This window comes from Streptomyces sp. NPDC055287 (assembly GCF_053646035.1).
In genome coordinates, this window is the sequence record NZ_JBSHNE010000006.1 from 244,223 (window position 1) to 266,327 (window position 22,105).

Below are 22,105 nucleotides of genomic sequence, written 5' to 3' on the forward strand. Positions count from 1 at the left end.
TCCTCGTTGAGGCTGCTGCTGGACCTGCCCCCTCACGCTATGCCCGCGTCGGCGCCCGGACCATCGGCCTTTGGCCGTACTCCTCGGGTCTCAGAGGACCTTGCCCGGATTGAGGAGGCCGAGCGGGTCGAAGGTCTTCTTGACACCGCGCTGCAACTCCAGCCCCACCTCACCCAGTTCGCGTGCCAGCCACTCCTTCTTCAGCACACCGACACCGTGCTCGCCGGTGATCGTGCCGCCGAGTTCCAGGCCGAGCGCCATGATCTCGTCGAAGGATTCGCGTGCCCGCCGGGACTCGTCCTCGTCCAGATGGTCGAAGCAGACCACCGGATGCGTATTGCCGTCACCGGCGTGCGCGCACACCCCGATGACGAGGTCGTACTTCTCGGCGATGAGGGCGGTGCCCTCCAGCATCGCACCGAGCTTCGAGCGCGGTACGCACACGTCGTCGATCATCGTCGCGGACTTGACCGCCTCCAGCGCGGTGAGAGACATCCGCCGCGCCTGCAGGAGCAGTTCGGACTCGGCGGCGTCGTCGGCGGGAACGACCGCGACGGCGCCGGCCGCCGTGCACAGCTCACCGACCGCGGCGAGGTCGGCAGCCGGGTCAGCGGTGTCGAAGGCGGCGAGCAGGAGCGCCTCGGTGGACTCGGGGAGGCCCATGTTCGCCATCCTGTTGACGGCCCGCAGGGTCGTACGGTCCATGAGCTCGAGGAGGGAAGGGGCGTGGCCGCGCGCCATGATCTCGCAGACCGCGTCGCAGGCGGCGGCCGCGGAGGGGAACTCGGCGGCCAGGACGAGCTGCTTCGGCGGGGCGGGCTTGAGGGCGAGCACCGCCTTGACCACGACGCCGAGCGTGCCTTCGGAGCCGACGAAGAGCCGGGTGAGGTCGTAGCCCGCGACGCCCTTGGCCGTGCGCCGCCCGGTGGTGAGGAGCCGCCCGTCGGCCAGGACGACGTCCAGGCCCAGTACGTACTCGGCGGTCACGCCGTACTTCACACAGCAGAGGCCACCGGCGGCCGTGCCGATGTTGCCGCCGATGGTGCACATCTCCCAACTCGACGGGTCGGGCGGGTAATAGAGCCCCACCTCACCCACGGCCCGTGACAGAACCGCGTTGATCACCCCGGGCTCGACGACGGCGGTCCGGTCGACGGCGCTGATCTCCAGGATCCGGTCCATCCTCACCAGGGACAGCACGATGCAGCCGTCAGTGGCGTTGGCCGCGCCGGAGAGCCCGGTCCGCGCGCCCTGCGGCACGACGGGGACGCGCAGCGCGGTCGCGGTGCGCATGATGTGCTGGACCTGCTCGACGGTGCGCGGCAGGGCGACGACGGCCGGGGCTCCGGCCTCGCAGAATCCGGCCATGTCGTGGGCGTACGAAGCCGTGATGTCCGGGTCGGTGATCAGTGCCTCGGCCGGGAGGCCCGCGCGCAGCAGTTCGAGAAGATCGTCCATGCTCCCAGCGTGTCACCCGGGGCCATCGGTGTGAACCCGTCGCAGATCCACTTCACGGCTGCGGATGTGCTCGTAGTACTGGCGCACAGTGAGCGGCATGCAGACCCAACAACACGTGAAGCGGCGGCGTCCCGGGGCCGTCGTGCTCGCGGGCGCGGCGGTGCTGATCGCGGGGGCCGGGGTCCTCGCGTCGCAGTGGCTGGACGAAGGGCCACCGCCGGCGCCGGGCCCTGTCGGACGGGCGATGGCCGCCGTAGAGGCCGTGGGCGCCGGCCTGCCCGCCGCCCCCGCGGATGTGACGGCGCTCATCGCCGAGCGCGAGTCGTGGCTGGGCGCGCATCCGCAGGACGAGCACTCCTGGGCGGTACTCGGCTCCGCGTACCTGGAGCGCGGCCGGTGGACGGCCGATCCGGCGGATCTGCCGCGCGCGGAGATGGCGCTGCGTCACTCACTTTCCGTACGCCCGGAAGCGAGCGGCAACCCGGACGCCCTGGTCGGTCTGGCGGCGCTCGCCCACGCGCGCGGCGACCACCGCGGCGCGAAGAAGTGGGGCGAGTCGGTGCGCAAGAAGTCGCCGAAGCGCTGGACGGTGTACCCGGTGCTGATCGGCGCGTACACAGGTCTCGGAGACCAGGAGGCGGCCGCCGGGGCGGCGGAGAAGCTGGAGGCGCTGCGGCCGGGCCCTGCGGCCCGGCGGCTGGCCGCGGAGGTGTACCGCGACCGGGGGTGGCGGGAAGACGCGGCGGCGGCGCTGTCCGACGCGACGGCCCTCGCGGGCTCCACCGCCGAGAAGGTCACCGGGCTGCACCGCATGGGTGAGCTGGCGTGGGAGCGGGGCGAGCCGGAGGAGGCCCTGAGCCACTTCGAGGCGGCCCTGCGGACGGACCCCGGTTACGGGAGGGCCCGCGCGGGCCGCGCCCGTGTGATGGCGGCGCTGGGCCGCCCGGCCGACGCGGAGGTCGACTACCGCGCGGCCCTGGCGGACGTCCCCCTCCCGGAGCTCGATCTCGAGTACGGCGAGCTGTTGGAGTCCCTGGGCCGGAAGGCGGAGGCGAAGGAGCAGTACGACTTCGTACGGGAAGGGGTGGCGGCCGGTCGAAAGCGCGGCGGCGGCGGAAACGAGCTCCTCCTCGGCCGGCTCGACGCGGACCACGGAGACCCGGACGCGGCGGTGCGGCGGCTGCGGGCGGAGTGGCGCCGGCATCCGAACGCTTACGTGGCGGACGCCCTGGCCTGGGCCCTGCACCGGTCGGGCGACGCGAGGAACCGTACCGAGGCCCTCAAGTACGCCCGCCGGGCGACGGACCAGGGTTTGCGCAGCGCGCTGTTCTTCTACCACCTGGGGGCGATCGAGAAGGACTCGCGCAAGTACGGCGCGGCCAGGCGTCACCTGGAAGAGGCGTTGCGCATCAACCCGGCGTTCTCGCTCCTCCTGGCCCCCAGGGCACGGGAGACCCTGAACGCCCTGGGAGAGCCCCGGGCCGGCCGGCCCCGCCACTGAGCGACCCCCCGGCCGCGGACCCCCACGGCGCCGGGAGGGCGCCCCGGCGTTACAGGGCCGCCGTGCCGATCAGGGCGTTGCGGGTGATCAGGGCCGCCAGGGACGGTTCGTCCAGCGCCTCCGTGCCGGCGGGGCGGCGCGGCAGGACCATGTAGCGCGTCTCCGAGGTGGAGTCCCACACGGTGACGGCGACGTCCTCGTCCAGCAGCAGTCCGAACTCCGCCAGGACCGCGCGGGGCTCCCGCACGACCCGCGACCGGTACGCCTCGCTCTTGTACCAGCTGGGCGACGGCCCCAGCAGCCGGATCGGGTAGCACGAACAGAGCGTGCAGACCACGACGTTGTGCGTGTCGGCGGTGTTCTCGACGACCCGCAGCCGCTGCGGCTGCACTCCCCCGGCCGACAGCCCCAGCTCGGTGATCGCCGTGGTCGCGTCGGCCAGCAGCCGCGCCCGGAACCCCGGGTCGGTCCACGCCCGGGCCACGACGCGGGCGCCCCCGGCCGCCGAGGCGCCCGAGAGGAACGCGTCGATGGCTTCGTCGACGGCGGCGCCGGTGACGATGCCACGGTCCTCCAGCAGCGTCTCCAGGCGCCGTACCCGGCGGGAGATGAGGGCATCGGAGTGGGCACCGGTCACGGCTTGTCATCCTCCAGGTAGCTTTCGAACAGGTCCAGAACCACGTGATGCTCGCCCTCGCCCCACAGCTCCCGCGCGGCGAACCGCACGGCGTACACCTGCTCCACCGGCGAGTCCGCACGCCCCTGCGCCCGTGCGTCGGCGAGCGGCGCACGACCCTCGGGCTCGATCACGGTGCCGCGCTTGCCACGGGCGTACCGGGGCAGCCGTGTGTGGTGGGGAGGGTCGTGGTGGACGGTGCGGACGCGCGAGCCGGGCGCGTAGCGGTCGCCGGCGGTCGAGCCGTCAGTCATCGAGCTCGCCCGGGGCGACAACGCCCTTGCGCTCCAGCAGCGTCCGGATCGCGAAGAACCACCGCTCGTAGTACGACGCCGCCAGGTACTCCGCGGGCGGCATCGTCTCGACGGCGTCGCGGAACTCGTCGAGGTTGTAGACCTTCTGGGCGATGAGCGCGCCGTTCAGGGCGAAGACCCTCGCCTCCCAGTCGGCGTGGAAGGGCTCTGTGTCGTCGGTGGTGTCGACGGGCCCGAAGCCCTGCATGCCGCCCACGTCGTTCATCCTGGCCATGCGGGGCAGCCTATGTGTGCTGCTTGTAGTAGATCGAGTACCTGCGCGCGCCCGCCTCCCCCGAGGCGAAGCCCATGCACAGCCGCGGCTTGCCGACGCGCTGCACGGCGAGGCCCTCGGGTTCGCGGTGATCGAGGGAGTAGCCGGCCTCGGTGCGGGTCCGCTGGACGAGCCCGCCGGTGCGGATGTCGATGCAGGAGACGTACGCGTTGCCGTGCCCGGAGGGCGGATTGGCGGCCCCGTACGGCTCACCGGCCAGCTGGTAGAGGTAGTTGCCGTACAGCGCGAAGCCCTGGAAGTCGGTGTCCGGGTCGGGGTGCGCGGCGGCCTGCGCGAAGTCGTGCAGGGGCTTCGAGAAGTCGCCCGCGACGGCGTGGGGGAGCGAGTGGACGCGGTAGCGGACCTTGCCTCCGACGCGGTGGCGGACGGCGATGCGTCTGCGGCTCATGTCGACGGACGGCTGGTTCGCGGTGGAGCCGGGGACCGGGTAGCGGGTGGACTTGGCCGAGCTGCGGCGTACCTGCCGGTCCACGAACCGGAACCGTGTGATCCCGCGCCCGAACGCCCCGGAGTCCGCGACCCGCCCGTCGGACTCGGTCCAGATCCAGGTCTTCCCGGCGGCGTCCCGCTCGACGCCCATGCCGACACCGTGCCCGTGTCCCAGCAAGTACATGCGCCCCAGCCGGGCGCCGCTCAGGTCGAGTTGGTTCAGGCACATGTCGCCGCGTTGCCGCCGCTCGGTGCCTGTGTACGCCCGGGGCTCGCCCGGAAGCTTTATGCCGCCCTGCATGACCTGGACGACGTACAGCCGCCGCCGGGAGTCGTCGAAGGCGAAGGACTGCAGGACGGTGGTGTGTCCGAGCTGCTTCTTCCAGTGCCATCGCTTCGACGGCACGGCTAAGTCGATGCGCTCGTCACTCGTGCTCGCACTGACACTGGTCATGGCCATGACTCACGATAGCGGCCGTGCGCACCCCCGGTCAGGGGCGCACACGGCCGCGCACGCAGCACTCGTGGCACACGCGGAACGCACCGCGCGGCGTGACACCGCGCAGGCGCGGACCGCGGCGCGCGGCGCGCCGGCTCAGAGGTTGCCGCGCTTCTCCTGCTCGCGCTCGATCGCCTCGAAGAGCGCCTTGAAGTTGCCCTTGCCGAAGCCCATCGAGCCGTGCCGCTCGATCATCTCGAAGAAGACCGTCGGCCGGTCCTGGACCGGCTTGGTGAAGATCTGCAGCAGGTAGCCGTCCTCGTCGCGGTCCACCAGGATCTTCAGCTCGCGCAGCGTCTCGACGGGTACGCGCGTCTCGCCGGCCCACTCACCGAGCGTGTCGTAGTACGAGTCGGGGGTGTCCAGGAACTGGACCCCGTTCGCCCGCATGCTGCGCACGGTGGCGACGATGTCGTTCGTGGCGAGCGCGATGTGCTGGACGCCGGCGCCGCCGTAGAACTCCAGGTACTCGTCGATCTGCGACTTCTTCTTCGCGATCGCGGGCTCGTTGATCGGGAACTTCACCTTCAGGGTGCCGTCCGCGACGACCTTCGACATGAGCGCGGAGTACTCGGTGGCGATGTCGTCGCCCACGAACTCCTTCATGTTGGTGAAGCCCATGACCTTGTTGTAGAAGGCGACCCACTCGTTCATCTTGCCGAGCTCGACGTTGCCGACGCAGTGGTCGATGGCCTGGAACGTGCGCTTGGCCGGCGGCTCGACCATCGGGTCGACGGCGACGAAGCCCGGGAGGTACGGGCCGTCGTAGCCGGACCGCTCGACGAGGGTGTGCCGGGTCTTGCCGTACGTCGCGATCGCGGCCAGGACGACAACCCCGTGGTCGTCCTTGACCTCGTGCGGCTCCTCGATGCCGCGCGCACCGTGCTCCACGGCGTAGGCGTACGCGGCGCGGGCGTCCGGGACCTCGATGGCGAGGTCGACGACGCCGTCGCCGTGCTCGGCGACGTGCTCGGCGAGGAACCGGCCGCGGTCGGTCGAGGCTTTGATGACGGAGGTGAGGACAAAGCGCGCGGCGCCGTTGGTCAGGACGTAACTCGCGGTCTCGCGGCTGCCGTTCTCCGGCCCGGAGTAGGCGACGAGCTTCATGCCGAAGGCGGTCGAGTAGTAGTGCGCGGCCTGCTTGGCGTTGCCGACGGCGAAGACGACCGCGTCCATTCCCTTGACCGGGAAGGGATCGGCCTCGCGCGCGGTGCTGGGAGTGGTGTGGTGCGTGGTCTCAGTCATGTCGGCAGACTCTCTCCGTATCGCAAGCTGCGCAATAGTTCACTGAAAGGCTGGGCAATATGCCCACTGACTCGCGAGAATGAGCGGGCGATCTGTACAGGATGACCAGGGTCACCGCGAGGTCCCGGGAAGCAGGCGAAGCCCATGTCCACGGACGGTATCGACGAACTCGACGGCCGGCTCATCGTGCTGCTGGCGCGCGAGCCGCGCATCGGCGTACTGGAGGCTTCGCGCCGCCTGGGTGTGGCGCGCGGGACCGTGCAGGCGCGGATGGACCGGCTTCAGTCCAATGGAGTCATCCGCGGATTCGGCCCGGACGTCGATCCGGCCGCGCTCGGCTATCCGGTGACGGCGTTCGCCACGCTGGAGATCAAACAGGGCCAGGGAGCCGACGTACGGACCCATCTGGCGACGGTGCCGGAGGTGCTGGAGCTGCACACCACCACCGGGCACGGGGACATGCTGTGCCGCCTGGTCGCCCGCTCGAACGCCGATCTTCAGCGAGTGATCGACCGGGTGGTCGGCTTCGAGGGCATTGTGCGGGCCTCCACAGCGATCGTCATGGAGAACCCGGTGCCGCTGCGGATCATCCCGCTGGTGGAGCAGGCGGCGTCGGACAGGCCGGGCTGACCGGGCCGGGCGGGGCGTCCGCACCGGCGACGACCTGCAAAGAAAACGCTGCAAACAACTGGTTGCAACGAAGTGCTTGCAAAGACTTGTTTGCAAGCCTACGGTGAAACCATGCCCAAGCAGCCCGAGCACGAGCCCGAGCCGGAACATCACACACCAGACTCCCGCACTCTGGACGCCCGTTCACTGCGCGGCCTCGCCCACCCCCTCCGCATCCAGCTGTTGAAGTCGCTGCGCCACGACGGCCCCGCCACCGCCTCCAAGCTGGCCGAGCGCCTCGGCGAGTCCAGCGGCGCCACCAGCTATCACCTGCGCCAGCTCGCCGCGCACGGATTCGTCGAGGACGACCCCGAGCGCGGCAAGGGCCGCGAGCGGTGGTGGAGGGCGGCGCAGGAAGGGACGACCTTCAGCCCCGAGCTGCACAGCAGCCCCGATCCGGCCGTGCGCGGAGCCGCCGACCTCTTCCTGCACGAGGTCGCCAACATCCACACCCAGGAGGTCAGCACCTGGCTCGGGACCTCACGCGAATGGCCAGAGGAATGGACCGGTTGCGGCGACCTCAGCGACTTCACGCTGCAGCTCACCCCCGGACAACTGCGCGAGCTGAACAGCAAGATGCACGCCCTCGTCGAGAGCTATTACGGGCTGTCCGAGGAAGGGTCCGCCCAGGTCCGCGTCCACACGCACTCCTTCCCACGCCGCGCCGCGGACTGACGCCGGGCACTGACGCCACGCACCGACTACGTGCGCCGACGACACGTACCGACGCACCGGACTGAAAGGAACCGCCGGCCATGCACCCCGACATCCATCTCCGGCTCCACCGCCTGCGCGCGGCCGAACTGCACCGGGAGGCCGCCGGGCACGCCCGGCTCCCCCGCCCCGCCCCGCGCCCGCCGCACGCCCTGCGCACCCGCGTCGGCTGGACCATGGTCGAGCTGGGCCTGCGCCTCGCCCAGCAGCCTCCGGCGCGGCCGGCGCGTATCGCATGACCGTCAAGGGGGGACGGAAGCCGTTCGCGGCCGTACTGGCCGCCAACACCGTGTCCACAGCGGGCACCTCACTCACCATGATCGGCGTCCCGTGGTTCGTGCTCGACACCACGGGCAGCGCCGGCCGGGCCGGCGTCGTCGCCTTCTGCGCGACGCTGCCGGTCGTCCTCTCCGCGCTCGTCGGCGGCCCGCTCATCGACCGGATCGGCCGCCGCCGGGTCTCCGTCGCCTCCGACCTGGTGTGCGGCCTCGCCGTCGGCGCGATCCCGCTGCTGCACTACACCGGCGCGCTGGAGTTCTGGATGCTGTGCGCCCTGATGGCGGTCGGCGGCCTGGCCCACACGCCCGGCATGACCGCCCGTTACGTCCTGGTCCCCGACCTCGCCGCCCACGCCGGTACCACCCTCGCCCGCGCCGCCAGCCTCTTCGAGGGCGTCTCGCGCGGGGCCCGCATGATCGGGGCCGCGCTCGCCGGCGTACTGATCGCCCTGCTCGGCGCGGAGGCGGTGCTGCTGCTCGACGCGGCGACGTTCGCCGCCTCGGCGCTGCTGGTCGCGGCAGGGGTACGGGGCATACGGGCGGCCGAGCCGCAGAAGGGCGCGGCGCCGGTCTCGTTCACGACGTACCGCACGGAACTGCGCGAGGGATACGTCTTCCTCCTGCGCCACCGCCTCCTCCTGGCCGTCGTCCTGATGGTGATGGTCACCAACGGCCTGGACCAGGGCTGGAGTGCGGTCCTCCTGCCCGTCCACACCAGGGACAACCTGGGCGGTGCCACCAACCTGGGCATGCTCACCGCGATCTTCGGCGGATGCGCGCTGCTCGGCGCCCTGCTCTACGGGGCTGTCGGTGAACGCTTCCCGCGCCGGGTCGTCTTCACCGTGGCGTTCATGATCTGCGGGCTGCCGCGCTTCGTCGTCGCCGCACTGGTCGACGGGACGGCCGCGCTGGCCGTGACCATGGCGGCGGGCGGTCTGGCCGCCGGGATGCTCAACCCGATCCTGACGACGGTGACGTACGAACGCGTCCCGCAGGAGCTGCGCAGCCGCGTCGGCGGTGTGTCCACGGCGGGCTGCGAGCTGACGATGCCGATGGGCGGCCTCGCGGCGGGGCTGTTGGTCGAGGAGGCGGGGCTCATGACGGCACTGCTGGTGGTCGGCGGGGCGTACTTCCTGGCGACGCTGAGCCCGGTGGTCTTCCCGTCCTGGCGGACGATGGACGCGAACACACCTGCTAGCAGCTCGGCACCTTCCCGCCCTGCTCCAGAGCGACCAGCGCCCGCACCGCGTCCTTGAGCGTCGTGACGGGCACCAGCCGCAGCCCCTCGGGCTTCTCCGCCTGGGCCTGTGAGCACTCGTCCTCCGGTACGAGGAAGACCGTCGCCCCGTCGCGGCCGGCCGCCTGCGTCTTGAGCGGTACGCCGCCGACGGGGCCCACTTCGCCGTCGGAGGTGATCGTGCCCGTACCGGCGATGTTGCGGCCGCCGGTGAGGTCGCCGCCCGAGCCGTCGCCGTCGAGTTTGTCGACGATGCCGAGCGAGAAGAGGAGACCGGCGCTGGGGCCGCCGATGTCGGCGAGGTTGAGGTCGACCTTCACCCGGTCGGGGCTCTCGCCGAGGTAGCCGAGCGCCGCGTCGACGGCGGTCTCCTGCGACTGCTCCATCTCGGCGACGTTGTGCTTCTCGATCTCGGCGTCGGTGCCGCCGGTCGGGTAGACGGCCTCCTTGGGCAGAACGGCCCGGTCGGTTCTGAACCAGGAGTCGACGACCTGCCCCAGGTCGACGTCGACGGACGGGCCGGTCGCCACGATCGTCGTCATCCGCAGCTGTCCGGTGGTCTCGCGGACCGGCGCCCCGGTAACGGTGATCACCGGCTTGCCCTTGTCGTCACCCAGGACGTTCGCGGTACTGCCGGGCTGCGCCAGGACGTACGGCAGCGGCGCGAAGACGGCCACGGCGAGGAGCGCGAGCACGGGAGCCCCGCACAGGGCGAGGACACGGGGGCGGGAGAGACGTGTGAGCACGCCCCCAATCTAGTGGGCGCGCGCTCCGGGGCCGCCTGCCCCCACCCCGGGCCCGCCCGACGGGCCCGCCCGTCCCCGGGCCACCGGCCTCACCGCAGCGCGTCGGCCACCTCACGGGCGGCGTCGACCACGCGCGGCCCGACGCGCTCGGGTACGGAGTCGGCGAGCATGACGACTCCGACGCTGCCCTCCAGCCCGGTTATGCCGACGAGCGGTGCGGCCGCGCCGCTGGCGCCCGCCTCCAGTTCGCCGTGGGTGAGGGTGAAGCCGTCGACCGCGAGGGCGCCCTGGCGGGCGGCCAGGATCGCCTTGCCGGCCGCGCCGCGGTCGAGGGGGTGACGGAACCCCGTGCGGTACGCCACGTGGTAGTCGGTCCATGTCGGCTCGACGACCGCGACCGCGAGCGCCTCCGCGCCGTCGACCAGCGTCAGGTGCGCCGTGGCGCCTATGTCCTCGGCGAGCGAACGCAGCGCGGGCAGCGCGGCCTCCCGTACGAGCGGGTGGACCTGACGGCCCAGGCGCAGCACGCCGAGCCCGACGCGGGCACGTCCGCCCAGGTCACGGCGTACGAGCGCGTGCTGCTCCAGGGTGGCGAGCAGCCGGTAGACGACGGTGCGGTTCACACCGAGCTTGTTGGACAGCTCGGTGACGGTCAGACCGTGGTCGGTGTCGGAAAGCAGTTTGAGAACACGAAGTCCCCGGTCGAGCGTCTGGGAGGTTTCCGCGGTCACGACACCCACTCCTCTGTGGTGAGTGCGGCGGCTCTCTCACGCTGTGCGCCGCCGGTCCCTTGGACGTCGCGCGCAGAGGCCGCCGGCAGGCCATGGCACCGGCTGCGCTCCGGGGCGGCTCTGCCACGGGGCGTATGCGTTGCGGGAAAGGTAGCGATCGTCTCCGCTCAGCGGAAGACCTCGTCCAGAATCCGGGCGCGGACGGGGAATTGGTCCCCTTACGGAACCAAATCCGAGCGGACCCACGTTTGGAGGTCCGGCCCCCCGACGCGAAGCGGGGCCCGGAGACGATCCTCCAGGCCCCGCTCCCCCGTCCCGCCGGATGTCACCGCATCCGGGTGGCCCACTCCTGGACCTTCTTGATCCGCTCCTGGAGCTGCCCGGCCGTGGCCTCGGCACTCGGCGGACCGCCGCAGACGCGGCGCAGCTCGGTGTGGATCACACCGTGCGGCTTGCCGGTCTGGTGGACGTACGCGCCGACCATGGTGTTGAGGGACTTGCGGAGTTCCAGCAGCTGCTTGTGCGTGACGACGGGCCTCGACTCGGCCGGCTTCTCCAGCAGATCGGCCTCGGCGGCGGGCTTCTGGCGGCTGTGCGCGATCTGCCGGGTCTGCCGCTTCTGGAGCAGGAGCTGCACCTGGTCGGGCTCCAGCAGTCCGGGGATGCCGAGGTAGTCCTGCTCCTCCTCGCTCCCCGGATGGGCCTGCATGCCGAACTCGGCGCCGTCGTAGAGCACGCGGTCGAAGACGGCGTCGGATTCGAGGGCCTCGAAGGGCAGCTGCTCCTCGGTCTCCTCGTCCTCCAGCTTCTCGGCGTCGGCGAGGAGCTTGTCCTCCTCGGCGAACGGGTTCTCCTCGTCGCTGCCCTTCTTGGGCTTGTCGAGGACGTGGTCCCGCTCGACCTCCATCTCGTTGGCGAACTCGAGAAGCATCGGAATCGTGGGAACGAACACGGACGCGGTCTCGCCACGCCTGCGCGATCGTACGAAGCGTCCGACGGCCTGGGCGAAGAAGAGCGGCGTGGAGATCGTCGTCGCGTACACGCCCACGGCGAGGCGCGGTACGTCGACGCCTTCCGACACCATCCGGACCGCGACCATCCACCGCGACTCGTCGGCGGCGAACTGGTCGATCTTCTTCGAGGCGGCCTTCTCGTCGGACAGGACGACGGTCGGCCGGTCTCCGGTGATCTTCTTGAGGATCTTGGCGTACTCGCGGGCGGTGTCCTGGTCGGACGCGATGACGAGCCCGCCGGCGTCGGGGATTCCCTTGCGTACCTCGGTCAGGCGGGTGTCGGCCGCCGCGAGGACGTTCGGGATCCACTCACCGGTGGGCGCGAGCGCGGTGCGCCAGGCCTGCCCGATGGCGTCCCTGGTCATCGGCTCGCCGAGCCGGGCGGCGATCTCGTCGCCGGCCTTGGTGCGCCAGCGCATGTTGCCGCTGTAGGAGAGGAATATGACGGGCCGCACCACGCCGTCGGCGAGGGCGTTCCCGTAGCCGTAGGTGTAGTCGGCGGAGGACCGCCGGATTCCGTCGTTCCCCTCCTCGTACGCGACGAAGGGAATGGGGTTGGTGTCGGACCGGAACGGCGTACCGGTCAGCGCGAGGCGCCGGGTGGCCGGGTCGAACGCCTCCTGGCACGCCTCGCCCCAGGACTTCGAGTCACCGGCGTGGTGGATCTCGTCGAGGATCACCAGCGTCTTGCGCTGCTCGCACCGGTTGCGGTGGAGCATCGGGCGCACGCCGACACCGGCATAGGTGACGGCGACCCCGTGGTACTCCTTGCTCAGCGGTCCGGCGCTGTAGTCCGGATCGAGCTTGATGCCTATCCGGGCCGCGGCCTCCGCCCACTGCTTCTTGAGGTGCTCGGTGGGCGCGACGACCGTGATCTGCTGCACGACGTGGTGGTGGAGCAGCCACGAGGCGAGCGTCAGCGCGAAGGTCGTCTTGCCGGCGCCGGGCGTCGCGACGGCGAGGAAGTCGCGCGGCTGGTCCTGGATGTACTTCTCCAGCGCCCCCTGCTGCCAGGCACGCAGCTTGTTGGCCGTGCCCCAGGGGGCACGGCCGGGGAAGGCGGGTGAGAGGTGGTGGGAGGCGGTAGTAGTCACGGTCTCCGGTTCGGAACGCTCGGGTACGTGGCGGGCTGGTCGCCGAAGGGTCGTACGACAACCGGGCCACCCTACCGGCGCCCCACCCGCCCCCACGTATGAACGCCGCCGGGTCGCCCCCCGTTGGGACCCACCTCACACGGCCGTACGCACCCGGCCGAGCCGTGCTACGCGGAGTCCCGCACCCGCAGTCGCGTCGCCACCCACGCGCCCGCCAGCGCCACCCCGGCCATCGGCAGGAACACCGCCGCGAAGGCCGCCGGGTGGGAGGCGGTGGCGGCGGCCGTGGTGACGTGGGCGGTGCCGACCGCGCCGCCGCCCAGGGCCGCGAAGACCGCGCCGCCGACGGCCAGGAGCATGACGTTGGACAGGCCGTCGGAGATCTGGAGGGCGGCGGAGTTGGCGCCGGCCTCCTTCGGGGCCGAGAGCTTGAGCAGGAGCACGCTGGTCGAGGCGATGACCGTGCCCATGCCGAAGCAGCCGACGCCCCAGGCGACCGCGACCACCCACACCGGGACGCCTGCGATCAGCACGCTGGGCGCGGTCGCGATGGCCGCGGCGACCAGCACCATGCCGCCGGACACCATCCGCTCCCGGTACGGCTCCATGCGCGGCCGCGACTGCACGTACGAACCGAACGCCCAGGTCGCACCGCCGACCGCCAGCGAGAGCCCTGCCATCGTCGGGGACAGCCCCCGCTGGGTGACCAGCATCAGCGGGACGAACGACTCCGCGGCGATGAAGGACCCCGCCGCGATTCCCCGCAGCAGCACCACCGAGGGCAGCCCGCGCGCCGCCACGTACGTACCGCGCGGCAGCAGCCCGAGCACCGCCGGCACGAGCAGCGCGCCGCCCACCGCCGCCGGGAGGAGCGAGAGCCACCGCAGGTCCTGTCCGGCGTACTGGAGCAGCCCCGCGCCCAGCGAGATGCCCAGCGCGAGCCGGATCCGGCGGCGGTCGAAGGCGGGGACGGGGGCGCCCGCGTCGGCGGGCCCGGCCGCCATGCGGCGTATCGCGGGCAGGGCGATGGCGAGCGGGAAGACGACCAGGACGGGGATGCCGACGAACACCCAGCGCCAGCCGAGGTGCTCGGTCACCGTCCCGGACACGAGTGGGCCGACGACCGACGGGACCACCCAGCTCGCGGCGAAGGCGGCCAGGATCGCGGGCTGGAGCCGGGACGGGTAGGCGCGGCTGACGACGACGTACAGCGCGACGATCACGAGTCCGCCGCCGAGCCCCTGGACCGCCCGGCCGAGGATGAACAGCCACATCGCCTCCGCCGTGCCGGAGAGCAGCAGGCCGGCCCCGAAGGCGCTGATGCCGGTGGCGAGCGGCGCGAGCGGGCCGCGGCGGTCGGCCCACTGCCCGGACAGGACCATCGCGAAGAGGCTGGTGGTGAAGTAGGAGGAGAAGGCGAAGGCGTAGAGGGAGACACCGTTCAGCTCGCGGGCCGCGACGGGCATGGCCGTACCCACGGCGGTCGCCTCGAAGGCGATCAGCAGGACGACGGCGATGATGCCGATGCTCAGCGCGCGGTGGGTCCTGCCGAGAACGCCGCTCCGCTCCGCGGGTACGCCGGGTATGTCGTCGGCTTCGGGCGCGACCTCGGCGTCGCGCGGCTCCAGGGCGGTCATTCGCCCAGAGTAAGGGGCGTAGCCGCGAATGGACCCTGTCGTTGGGTGGGCCGGCGCTCGGCCTTTGGTCGTACGACCGGGGCCTCACATGAACGCGGTGTGGCAGTCGCGTTGCGGGGCGGGCCGATCCCTTGAAGGCGCGTTCGCCGCCGCCCTACGGTCGTGACATCAGCACACGGCCGTGTGCCCGAGTGGCTCAGGGGCTCGCCTGCAAAGCGAGTTACGCGGGTTCGATTCCCGCCACGGCCTCAAGTGGCCTGACCAGGTATAACGAGAGGGCGGCACCCATCCGAGGGTGCCGCCCTCTTGTGCGTCCGTCTCAGTTCCCGTCTCAATCCGTGTTGCTACTTCCCAGGCTTTGTGCCATCTGTCCGGGGCACCACGACTGCAAGCAAGGCCCTCAGCCCGGTCAAGGCCGAGGAGGCCGAAGGCCCTAGGACACGTAAGCGCCCCGGGGCCCCGGCGCTCCCTTTACTTCTTCAGGGAGGTGATGCTGTCACTACTCGCTGGCGGCGCTGTCCGCCTCCATGGCGCTGTCTTCCAGCGCCACCGAAGAACGGCGCAGGACGAAGGCAACGATGCCACCCGTGGTGGTGCCGATGGCGGCTACGGCGGTCGCCGCATCGGGTGCGATGGCACCGACGAGGACACCACCGCCGAGCATGAGCCCGGCTCCGGTGACCACAGAAGCGATCAGGATCGGTCGCTTACGGCGACATACAGCACGCCGCGTGAGCGGCATCACTGTGAGCGCCTGCCGTCGGGCACTACGGTGAAACATGGGTATCGACCCTTTCTGGGCTCGACTGCAAGTACCCGGCGGCCCCCTGTTGGTAGCAGGGGGCCGCAGTCATGCCGGGAGGCAGGCTGCGACCAAAGGCCAGTGGGAGCACCCCCATTGGGGCGCTGGTACAAGCGCTATCAGGGGTCCCCGGACACCTTCAAGGAACGTGTGCTCGGTCACACTGGCGCGTCCGACCTCCAGGCCGCGAGGGCGACGACCCCTTATTGGCGCCCATAGCCTCCATTCCGGACATCCACAACACGCGCCTGATCACGCTGTTTTTGTGGATTGACCGGAATGTCGGCCACCTACCACCGGTTGCCATGACTGGCCAATCCCCGTTTCCCAGGAGCCCGCCTACCACGTGACACACATCACATACTTCACGCTCTCGCCAGGTCACCGGGGTGAGCACGACACAGCAGGGCGACTGCCCCCAGCCTGCTCAGCGGGGCAGCGCAAACGCATCCGCACCATCGTCGTCATCGTCCTGCCGGGCCACCGTGGGCCTCCAAAGCAGCCCATCAACCTGCCTCGCGATGTCCGTCCGCACGGCATCCACCATGTGCTGGTACCGGGCGGCCATGGCCGTCGTTGACCACCCCATGAGACCCATGACAGCGCGCTCGGGAACCCCGAGAATCAGCAGCACCGTCGCGGCCGTATGGCGGGCGTCGTGCAGCCGCCCGTCTCGCACCTTCGCCTCCGCGAGCAGTTGCTTCCACTCTGACCAGTCCCGGCGGTGAGACGGGCTGCGGCCATGTTCGTCCGGGAAGACAAGCCGGTTGTCTTCCCAGCGCTTGCCGGCCACCGCCCGCTCCGCTTCCTGTGCCTTGCGGTGATCACGGAGTAAGTCGACGAGCTGTTCGGGGAGTCCAACCGCGCGACGGCCGGCACGGGACTTGGTGGTGGACAGCTCTGGGTTCGTGCGTCGCCTCTGCGGGCAGTACCCGGCGGCCTTGCGCCCGCAAGGGTCAACGCACCCGTGGGCGTACTGCGGCCGGTGGCGACTACGGCGGACCATGAGGAACCCAGCTGCGAGGTCCACGTCGTCCCACGTGAGCGCCAGCACCTCCCCTTGACGCAGTCCGAGTGCGAGGGCGACGGCCCATCGTGCTGAATTGCGGTGCTGTTCAGCGGCCTTCAACAGCCGCTGTACCTCGTGCACGCTGTAGGGCTCCACTTCGTACTCCCCCGTCTTCGGTGCCTTGGCCAACTGGACCGGGTTCTTGCCGAGGTGGCCGCGTCGTACGGCTTCGTTGAGGGCGGTGCGGAAGGTTCGGTGCACCTGATGGGCGGTGGCCGGCTTGCTGCCAGCAGCCTGAACCTTCGCGTAGAACGCCTCGATGTGCTCGGGCTTGAGCCTGTCGAGTCGATGCGCCCCCAGGCCGGGGATCAGGTGCTTCCGCACCGCGACCCGGTATCCGACCATCGTGTTGTCGTTGACCGCGAGGGGCGCGACGTTCTCAACCCAGTGCGTCAGCCACGTCTTGACCGTCCACGCCCTGCCGGGCTTCCGTACCGTCTTCGCGTCGCGCTGCTTCTCCAACTCACGCACAGCAGCAGTCGCTTCGGCGCGGCTCTTGCGTTCGACGTGGCGACGGTCGGGACGGCCGTCGTCACGGATGCCGACAGTGACGCGACCGTGCCACTTTCCATCCTTGCCCAAGTAGATGGAACTGCGGCCATTCGGCTGCCGGGTGCGCTTCATTCCTTCCGCCACGGCGAACTCCTTGAGGTTGAGGCGGTTGAAGACGATCGGAGCGCTGCCCCAAGGTGGGGGCAGCGCTCCGATGCGGGGGAGTCAGGCCGCGCGACGCTGCTCAGCGCGACGGCGGGCGAGGTAGGCGGCCGGAGCGTCGGCGGGGACGCGCCGGAGCCCGCCGATCATCAGGGACTCCAGCTCCCCGGTTCGGATGAGGGCAAAGCAGGTGGTCCGACCGATGCGGAGGCAGCGGGCGGCCTCTTCGACGGTCAGGCAAACGGGGGGCAGGTCGTCGGCTCCAGCCAGTGGGGGGACATCCACGCTGGCGATGCTCATACGGTTCTCCTCCAAGGCAGTCCTTCGGGGGCCCCTCTGAGGGGCGCTACTTCCGCTACCGCCGCTACCGCGCAGGTCAGGGGCCTGTTCGAGGTAGCGGGAAGGGGTAGCGGTAGCGGATGGGTAGCAGCGAGGTAGCGGCTCGCGGTGGCCCTTGCCGCTACCGCGTTCTTGCTGGTCAGGCACTGTTTTAGGTGCCAGGTAGCGGAGGTAGCGGACTTTCCGGGGGTGGGGGGCAGTAGCGGCCCCAGGCGTCCCGGAGATCGGCGGCGTAATAGCCCTTGAGGACGCTGCCGGCGGCCTTGATGTTGCGGGAGCAGATTGGCTCGTTGTCGGCCGTCATGTACTCCGCGAGCATCCGCGACAGGCGCCGGTTGTCGAGCGGCTTGCCGTGGAGATCGGCCCAGGGGGCGTCGTCCATGGCGTTGAGCCGGTCGAGGATGGCGACGGTGGGCAGACGGTCGATACCGACCATGACGTGGTCGCGCAGATCGGTCAGCAGCCGAACGCCCAGGCTGCCCTTGTCGTTGGCCTTGGACGCGGTCACCAGCGTCATGCACGCTGCCCGTGCCCGCTCGGGCCAGTCCCCACCGGCGGCGTCGGCGATGGCGAGCAGGGGTTCCCATACATCCGCCGGCCGGTCGCTCACTCCGTCCGGCATGTCCGGCCAGGCACCCATGACGAACCCTCGTGCCTGCTCGGCCCACGTGGCGAGCCGGTTCCGGAGGTTGTGCCCCTCCGCTTCGTGGATGCGGGCTCGGAAGGGTTCCACACGTTCGTTGCGGGCCCTGCGGCGCATGCGGATGATGACGGAGCGGCTCAGGATGGTGTCGGGCAGGGAGCCGAGTCCTGCGACCGCGACCGCGCAGTACGAGGGGAAGGCTTGCACGGTCTGTTGTCCGCCGTCGCCGGTGCACCGGTAGGTGACTCCGGTGCGGCGGTGTCCAGCGTTGAGGAACCCGCGCAGTTCCTCGTTATCCCCCGCCTTGGGGCCGAAGACGGTGTCAATCTCGTCGAACAGGATCGTCGGCTTGCCGTTGCCCGCCGAGACGGACCGGAACAGAGCGGCGGCAGAGGCGTTGACGGCCGTCATGGGCTGCGGCACGAGGGTTTCCACGATCTCCAGTGCCCGGGTCTTGCCCGACCCCGGTTCGGGGGACAGGAAGGCGATGCGGGGCGTGGAGTCGAAGCAGTCGAGCAGGTGGGCGTGCGCGTCCCACAGCGCGACCGCGACGTACGCGGCCTCGGTGGGGAAGACGTTGAAGCGGCGGTGGAAGGCTTCCACCTCGTCGAGCAACGCGGCGCCGTCGATGGGGTCGGTCATGCGGCGGCCCTTCCTTCCTCGGGACTCCGGAGCGGGCAGGTGTCGCGGTGGATGTCGTACTTGGTGAGCAGCGCGGCTACGGCGCGAGCACCGGTTGCGCTGCCGGTGTGGCCGCAGCGGCAGGCGTAGGCGGCGGCGGGGGTGTCGCCGTAACGCTTGGACCAGCGCGCCCCGTCGTAGTGGTGGCGGTAGACCGGCGGGGCGCAGATGCGCACGCCGGGCCGCTCGGGTGTGGGGTTGGCCGGGTCACCGGTCTGCGGCTCAGGGCTTGTTCGGACGCCCTTGCGGGCGGCGCCTTTCGGATCGCCCACGGCCGCAGTGTCCACAAGCCGTAGAGCGGCGTACGGGCCGGTCGGGGTGGTGGGGCAATCCAGGGCGGGGGGAGTCGGCGCCGTCATGCCGCCTCCCGTGGTGTGGCATGGGCGATGACCCAGTCCAGTGCGCTGCGGATGGTGGTGCGGCACTCGGCCGGCGGCAGGCCGGTAGCCTCCCCCGCCCCCTGGATTGCCTGCTCCACCACATGCCGGGGGATGTCGCCCCACGCCACGAACCGAGCCACCTTGCAGGCGCTCTTGTGCAAGGTGTTGTTGCGGCCGTTCGGCCCGCCCTCGGTCGCGGAGACGATGACCGCGCACTCGCGTTCCAGGGCAGTCCTGGCGGCGCGGGTGCCATCGTGGACCCGCACGGGCACCGGAGCGGGCCTGTGCGGCTCAGTGAGCAACGCGGCGAGCCAGCCCGGAAGCTCCGCCACGGGCGCATCGTGAGACACCTCGTAGATGCCGTCCGGGGTGGTGCTGCCCGGCGCGACGACGTACCCGCCCCAGGCACGGGTGTCGATGTGCGGCCCGAGCCGGTCGACACTGCACTTCAGCCGCACCTCGGTGGGCGCGGTGAAGTAGAGGTGTTCACCGCGCGCAGTCCGCACCCGGTAGGTATCGGGGACGGCCTGCCCGGCGCGCTCGCAGAGCGCCTGCAAGGAAGCGGCGCCGTCAGGCGCTCCTTCTGGCTCTTCTGTCTTGACCGGGTCTAGGTCGATGACGAGCAGCCCGGCCGGGCCGGTCGCGATGCCGACGTTGTAGGGCCGGTGTGCCCAGGCGGCGTGGATCAGGTCGGTGTCGGTGGTGGCTCGCTCCTCCGGGGTGCGGTGCCGGTCGGCGCACCGCCCGGTGCCGGGGCAGGCGCGTTCGGGGTGTCCTGCCGGGCGCTTGCTGCCGGGGTGGAGCGGGATGACCGGCCAGCCGCGTTCGGCTGCCGTGAGGGCGGAGGCGAGCAGGTCCGGCGGTAACGGCTGGTGGCCGTCTCGCCGGATGTCGGTCGGTTGGGTCATGCTGGGAGACCTCCACAGGTCTGTTGATGGCTGGTGGATAGGCGGCGGCCCCGGTTCTTGGCGGAAGGGGGCCGCCGCCGTCTTTGGTGGTGGGTCAGGCGGCGGCGGTGTCGTCGCCGTGCGTGGCGGTCAGTCGGCCGTCCAGGGTGCGGACGACCATGCCGCCGGTGGTGAGGGCTTTGACGGCCTTGGACACGGCCCCCTTGGACAGGCCCGTGATGGTGGCCAGGTCCTTCTGGAGGACCGATTCGTCTGCGGTCTCGATGGCCTTGAGGACGCGGGCGACGGCGCTGTCCGTGGCGGGCTCATCCGGCGCCGATTCCTTGACGAGGGTGAGCATCGGGGCGCCCGCGGCTTCCACCGTGGGCGCGACCGTGCGGGACCAGGGCTCACGGTCGGGCAGGGCGATGACGACGGCCTTGTCCATGTAGCGGACCTTGACGGGGTCGGGCTTGCGCACGCCGTCGCGGATCAGCGCTACACCGGGGACCGGGAGTTCGTCGGCGTTCCATCCCTTGGCCTGTGCGTCCTCCCCAAGCACCACTCGGGCTTCGGCCGGTGTGCGTACGGCGAGGCAGATGGAGACGCCGATCTGCGGGGCGATCTGCTTGGGGATGCCGTCGCCGATGGTGGGCTTCTGGGTCATCCACCACAGGTCGATGCACGCCGCGCGGCCCATCCGAGCCAGGGACTCCAGGCCCGGCAGCGCGGACCGGTTGACGGTGCGCGTCTTGCCGTCTGCGGCCTCGGTCTCGTAGGGGACCTTGTCGGCGGCCGTCATGACCTCGGCGCCCTCGTCGACGACGACCGTGATGCGCGGCCGGTCGGCCGTGGGGGTCCAGGTGTCCTGGCCCTTGGGCAGGATGCTGAGCCGGTCCAGCATCTCCGTCTCCACCTCGTCGACCACGTCGATGACTTCGCGCGGGGTGGAGGCGACGCGGGCCCGGTGGTCCCACAACCGGCCTTCCACGCGTTTGAGGTCGATGATGACGAGCGCGTTCGTCGCTCCCTCGGACGCGTCGTAGAGCAGTGGCCGGGAAGCGACCGACTTGCCCGCGCCGGACCGTCCGGCGATCAGCAGGCGTTCCCCGAGCGGGACGGTGACCTGTTCGCCGGTGACGGTGTCGATGCCGAGCGAGCGTCGTTCCGGGGTCCAGGTGAGGTCGTCGCCGTCGGCCGCGCTGCGGGTGCGCAGGGTGAGTTCGGCCCAGCCGCCTTGCTTGCCTGCCTTGATCTGCATGCGCAGGCTCGTGCGGGCTCCGAGCAGGGCGCGGATGTGGTCTTCGGCGGTGCGGAGCTTGGTCGCGGTCCATGTGCCGTCGAGGCGGACGGCGCACACGATGCCCGCCTCGGTCAGCTTCGGCCGGCCGGTCAGCGTGCCCGCAAGGCCGCGCTGTTCGGCGTGGTCCTTCCAGTGCTGCGGCGTGAGCCGTTTCAGCAGCGCCGTCTCTTCGGCGGTGGGCTTGAGGCCGGTGGTGTCGCGCTCGCGCACGGCCACCCACACGGTCAGGGCGGTGATGGCGGCGACGACGGCGACGGCCGACCACACCCACACGCGGGCCGAGACGTGCGGCAGCCACACGTATCCGGCGACACCGAGCGCGGCAGCCGTCTTGGTGGCGAACAGCCACATGGGGTCGGGGACGCGTCGCTTGGCGGTGCGCAGCTCCCGCTCCGCGCGGTGGCGCAGGGAGGTGACGCCCTCGGGGTCGATGGCGCGTGCGGTGGCGAGCGCGCGGCGGGCATCGCGCACGAGCGGCTTGCGTTCGGCGCGCACGGTGCGGCGGCGGTCGGCTTCCTTGCGCCACCGCTCGGCGCTCCAGCGGGCGGCGGTGGCGGCGTACTGGCGGTGGGTGCGCCAGACTTGTCCGTGGCTCACGGGTGTCCTCTTCTCTGGGATGAGTGGGTCGGTGGTGACGGGCCATGCGACGGCCCGTCACCACACGCATGTGTGACGCGGAGTGAGCGTGTTTCCGGTTTCCTGGTTTCCGAGGCGGCCCTACGCGTGCGCGCGCGAGGACGGAAACTTCCGTCACCCTGCGTCGCTACGGGGCCTGTGGCGGCCGAACGGCCCTCGGGGGGTCAAACCCCACCCGGAAGGCCCCTCGGGCGCC

At 71.1% G+C, this 22,105-nt stretch carries 22 protein-coding genes and 1 tRNA gene; 6 read left to right on the plus strand and 17 right to left on the minus strand.

Annotated elements, in window-relative coordinates:
* Positions 1-90: 90 nt before the first annotated feature.
* The gene (locus tag ACWIHY_RS12935; protein WP_454375688.1) at positions 91-1,458 is read right to left on the minus strand and encodes an FAD-binding oxidoreductase; all 1,368 of its coding nucleotides are present in this window, start codon (positions 1,456-1,458) and stop codon (positions 91-93) included.
* 97 nt (positions 1,459-1,555) lie between these two features.
* Between ACWIHY_RS12935 and ACWIHY_RS12940 the strand changes: the two genes are divergently transcribed.
* The gene (locus ACWIHY_RS12940; RefSeq protein ID WP_454375689.1) at positions 1,556-2,959 is read left to right on the plus strand and encodes a tetratricopeptide repeat protein; all 1,404 of its coding nucleotides are present in this window, start codon (positions 1,556-1,558) and stop codon (positions 2,957-2,959) included.
* 49 nt (positions 2,960-3,008) lie between these two features.
* Here the strand turns inward: ACWIHY_RS12940 and nthA are convergent, their stop codons facing one another.
* The 5 genes from nthA to hppD all read right to left on the minus strand — a co-directional run bounded on the left by nthA (position 3,009) and on the right by hppD (position 6,396).
* Positions 3,009-3,596 carry a nitrile hydratase subunit alpha gene (gene nthA / locus ACWIHY_RS12945; protein ID WP_454375690.1) on the minus strand — a complete coding sequence of 196 codons (588 nt, stop codon included), beginning with the start codon at positions 3,594-3,596 and terminating at the stop codon, positions 3,009-3,011.
* On the minus strand, positions 3,593-3,889 hold the full coding sequence (locus ACWIHY_RS12950; RefSeq protein WP_454375691.1) for an SH3-like domain-containing protein: 297 nt from the start codon (positions 3,887-3,889) through the stop codon (positions 3,593-3,595). The genes nthA and ACWIHY_RS12950 overlap by 4 nt, the downstream gene beginning before the upstream one ends.
* Complete coding sequence (locus ACWIHY_RS12955; RefSeq protein ID WP_454375692.1) at positions 3,882-4,163, minus strand: hypothetical protein; 282 nt, start codon at positions 4,161-4,163, stop codon at positions 3,882-3,884. Before ACWIHY_RS12955 ends, ACWIHY_RS12950 begins: the two co-directional genes overlap by 8 nt.
* 10 nt (positions 4,164-4,173) lie before the next feature.
* Positions 4,174-5,106 carry a phage baseplate protein gene (locus ACWIHY_RS12960; protein WP_454375693.1) on the minus strand — a complete coding sequence of 311 codons (933 nt, stop codon included), beginning with the start codon at positions 5,104-5,106 and terminating at the stop codon, positions 4,174-4,176.
* 141 nt (positions 5,107-5,247) lie between these two features.
* Positions 5,248-6,396 carry a 4-hydroxyphenylpyruvate dioxygenase gene (hppD, locus tag ACWIHY_RS12965; protein ID WP_454375694.1) on the minus strand — a complete coding sequence of 383 codons (1,149 nt, stop codon included), beginning with the start codon at positions 6,394-6,396 and terminating at the stop codon, positions 5,248-5,250.
* Between the two features lie 144 nt (positions 6,397-6,540).
* Between hppD and ACWIHY_RS12970 the strand changes: the two genes are divergently transcribed.
* From ACWIHY_RS12970 to ACWIHY_RS12985, 4 genes are all read left to right on the plus strand, one after another.
* The gene (locus ACWIHY_RS12970; protein ID WP_454375695.1) at positions 6,541-7,026 is read left to right on the plus strand and encodes an Lrp/AsnC family transcriptional regulator; all 486 of its coding nucleotides are present in this window, start codon (positions 6,541-6,543) and stop codon (positions 7,024-7,026) included.
* Between the two features lie 111 nt (positions 7,027-7,137).
* On the plus strand, positions 7,138-7,740 hold the full coding sequence (locus ACWIHY_RS12975; protein ID WP_454375696.1) for an ArsR/SmtB family transcription factor: 603 nt from the start codon (positions 7,138-7,140) through the stop codon (positions 7,738-7,740).
* Positions 7,741-7,820: 80 nt separating this feature from the next.
* Positions 7,821-8,018 carry a hypothetical protein gene (locus tag ACWIHY_RS12980; RefSeq protein ID WP_454375697.1) on the plus strand — a complete coding sequence of 66 codons (198 nt, stop codon included), beginning with the start codon at positions 7,821-7,823 and terminating at the stop codon, positions 8,016-8,018.
* Entirely contained in the window at positions 8,015-9,313 is a 1,299-nt protein-coding gene (locus tag ACWIHY_RS12985) for an MFS transporter (protein ID WP_454375698.1), read from the plus strand. Before ACWIHY_RS12980 ends, ACWIHY_RS12985 begins: the two co-directional genes overlap by 4 nt.
* Here the strand turns inward: ACWIHY_RS12985 and ACWIHY_RS12990 are convergent.
* The 4 genes from ACWIHY_RS12990 to ACWIHY_RS13005 all read right to left on the minus strand — a co-directional run bounded on the left by ACWIHY_RS12990 (position 9,252) and on the right by ACWIHY_RS13005 (position 14,515).
* Complete coding sequence (locus ACWIHY_RS12990) at positions 9,252-10,040, minus strand: YlbL family protein (protein WP_454375699.1); 789 nt, start codon at positions 10,038-10,040, stop codon at positions 9,252-9,254. The genes ACWIHY_RS12985 and ACWIHY_RS12990 overlap by 62 nt on opposite strands.
* 89 nt (positions 10,041-10,129) lie before the next feature.
* Positions 10,130-10,771, minus strand: a complete 642-nt coding sequence (locus ACWIHY_RS12995) for an IclR family transcriptional regulator (RefSeq protein ID WP_214969334.1) — start codon at positions 10,769-10,771, stop codon at positions 10,130-10,132.
* Positions 10,772-11,096: 325 nt separating this feature from the next.
* On the minus strand, positions 11,097-12,878 hold the full coding sequence (locus tag ACWIHY_RS13000; protein WP_454375700.1) for a DEAD/DEAH box helicase: 1,782 nt from the start codon (positions 12,876-12,878) through the stop codon (positions 11,097-11,099).
* Positions 12,879-13,045: 167 nt separating this feature from the next.
* Positions 13,046-14,515 (minus strand): MFS transporter, encoded by a 1,470-nt coding sequence (locus tag ACWIHY_RS13005; RefSeq protein WP_454375701.1) that lies wholly within the window; start codon positions 14,513-14,515, stop codon positions 13,046-13,048.
* Between the two features lie 177 nt (positions 14,516-14,692).
* On the opposite strand from ACWIHY_RS13005, the gene ACWIHY_RS13010 reads away from it, so the two are divergent.
* A tRNA-Cys gene (locus tag ACWIHY_RS13010) sits at positions 14,693-14,764 on the plus strand.
* Positions 14,765-15,014: 250 nt separating this feature from the next.
* Here ACWIHY_RS13010 and ACWIHY_RS13015 read toward each other — a convergent pair.
* From ACWIHY_RS13015 to ACWIHY_RS13045, 7 genes are all read right to left on the minus strand, one after another.
* Complete coding sequence (locus ACWIHY_RS13015; RefSeq protein ID WP_454375702.1) at positions 15,015-15,200, minus strand: hypothetical protein; 186 nt, start codon at positions 15,198-15,200, stop codon at positions 15,015-15,017.
* A 544-nt stretch (positions 15,201-15,744) separates the two neighbouring features.
* The gene (locus ACWIHY_RS13020; RefSeq protein WP_454375703.1) at positions 15,745-17,022 is read right to left on the minus strand and encodes a tyrosine-type recombinase/integrase; all 1,278 of its coding nucleotides are present in this window, start codon (positions 17,020-17,022) and stop codon (positions 15,745-15,747) included.
* A gap of 81 nt (positions 17,023-17,103) precedes the next feature.
* The gene (locus tag ACWIHY_RS13025; RefSeq protein WP_454375704.1) at positions 17,104-17,340 is read right to left on the minus strand and encodes an excisionase family DNA-binding protein; all 237 of its coding nucleotides are present in this window, start codon (positions 17,338-17,340) and stop codon (positions 17,104-17,106) included.
* 190 nt (positions 17,341-17,530) lie between these two features.
* The gene (locus ACWIHY_RS13030; RefSeq protein WP_454375705.1) at positions 17,531-18,664 is read right to left on the minus strand and encodes a DUF3631 domain-containing protein; all 1,134 of its coding nucleotides are present in this window, start codon (positions 18,662-18,664) and stop codon (positions 17,531-17,533) included.
* Positions 18,661-18,975, minus strand: coding sequence for a hypothetical protein (locus ACWIHY_RS13035; protein ID WP_454375706.1), 315 nt, complete (start codon positions 18,973-18,975; stop codon positions 18,661-18,663). The genes ACWIHY_RS13030 and ACWIHY_RS13035 overlap by 4 nt, the downstream gene beginning before the upstream one ends.
* Before the next feature lie 83 nt (positions 18,976-19,058).
* On the minus strand, positions 19,059-19,991 hold the full coding sequence (locus ACWIHY_RS13040) for a bifunctional DNA primase/polymerase (RefSeq protein WP_454375707.1): 933 nt from the start codon (positions 19,989-19,991) through the stop codon (positions 19,059-19,061).
* A gap of 94 nt (positions 19,992-20,085) precedes the next feature.
* On the minus strand, positions 20,086-21,870 hold the full coding sequence (locus ACWIHY_RS13045) for a MarR family transcriptional regulator (protein ID WP_454375708.1): 1,785 nt from the start codon (positions 21,868-21,870) through the stop codon (positions 20,086-20,088).
* Between the last annotated feature and the right edge of the window lie 235 nt (positions 21,871-22,105).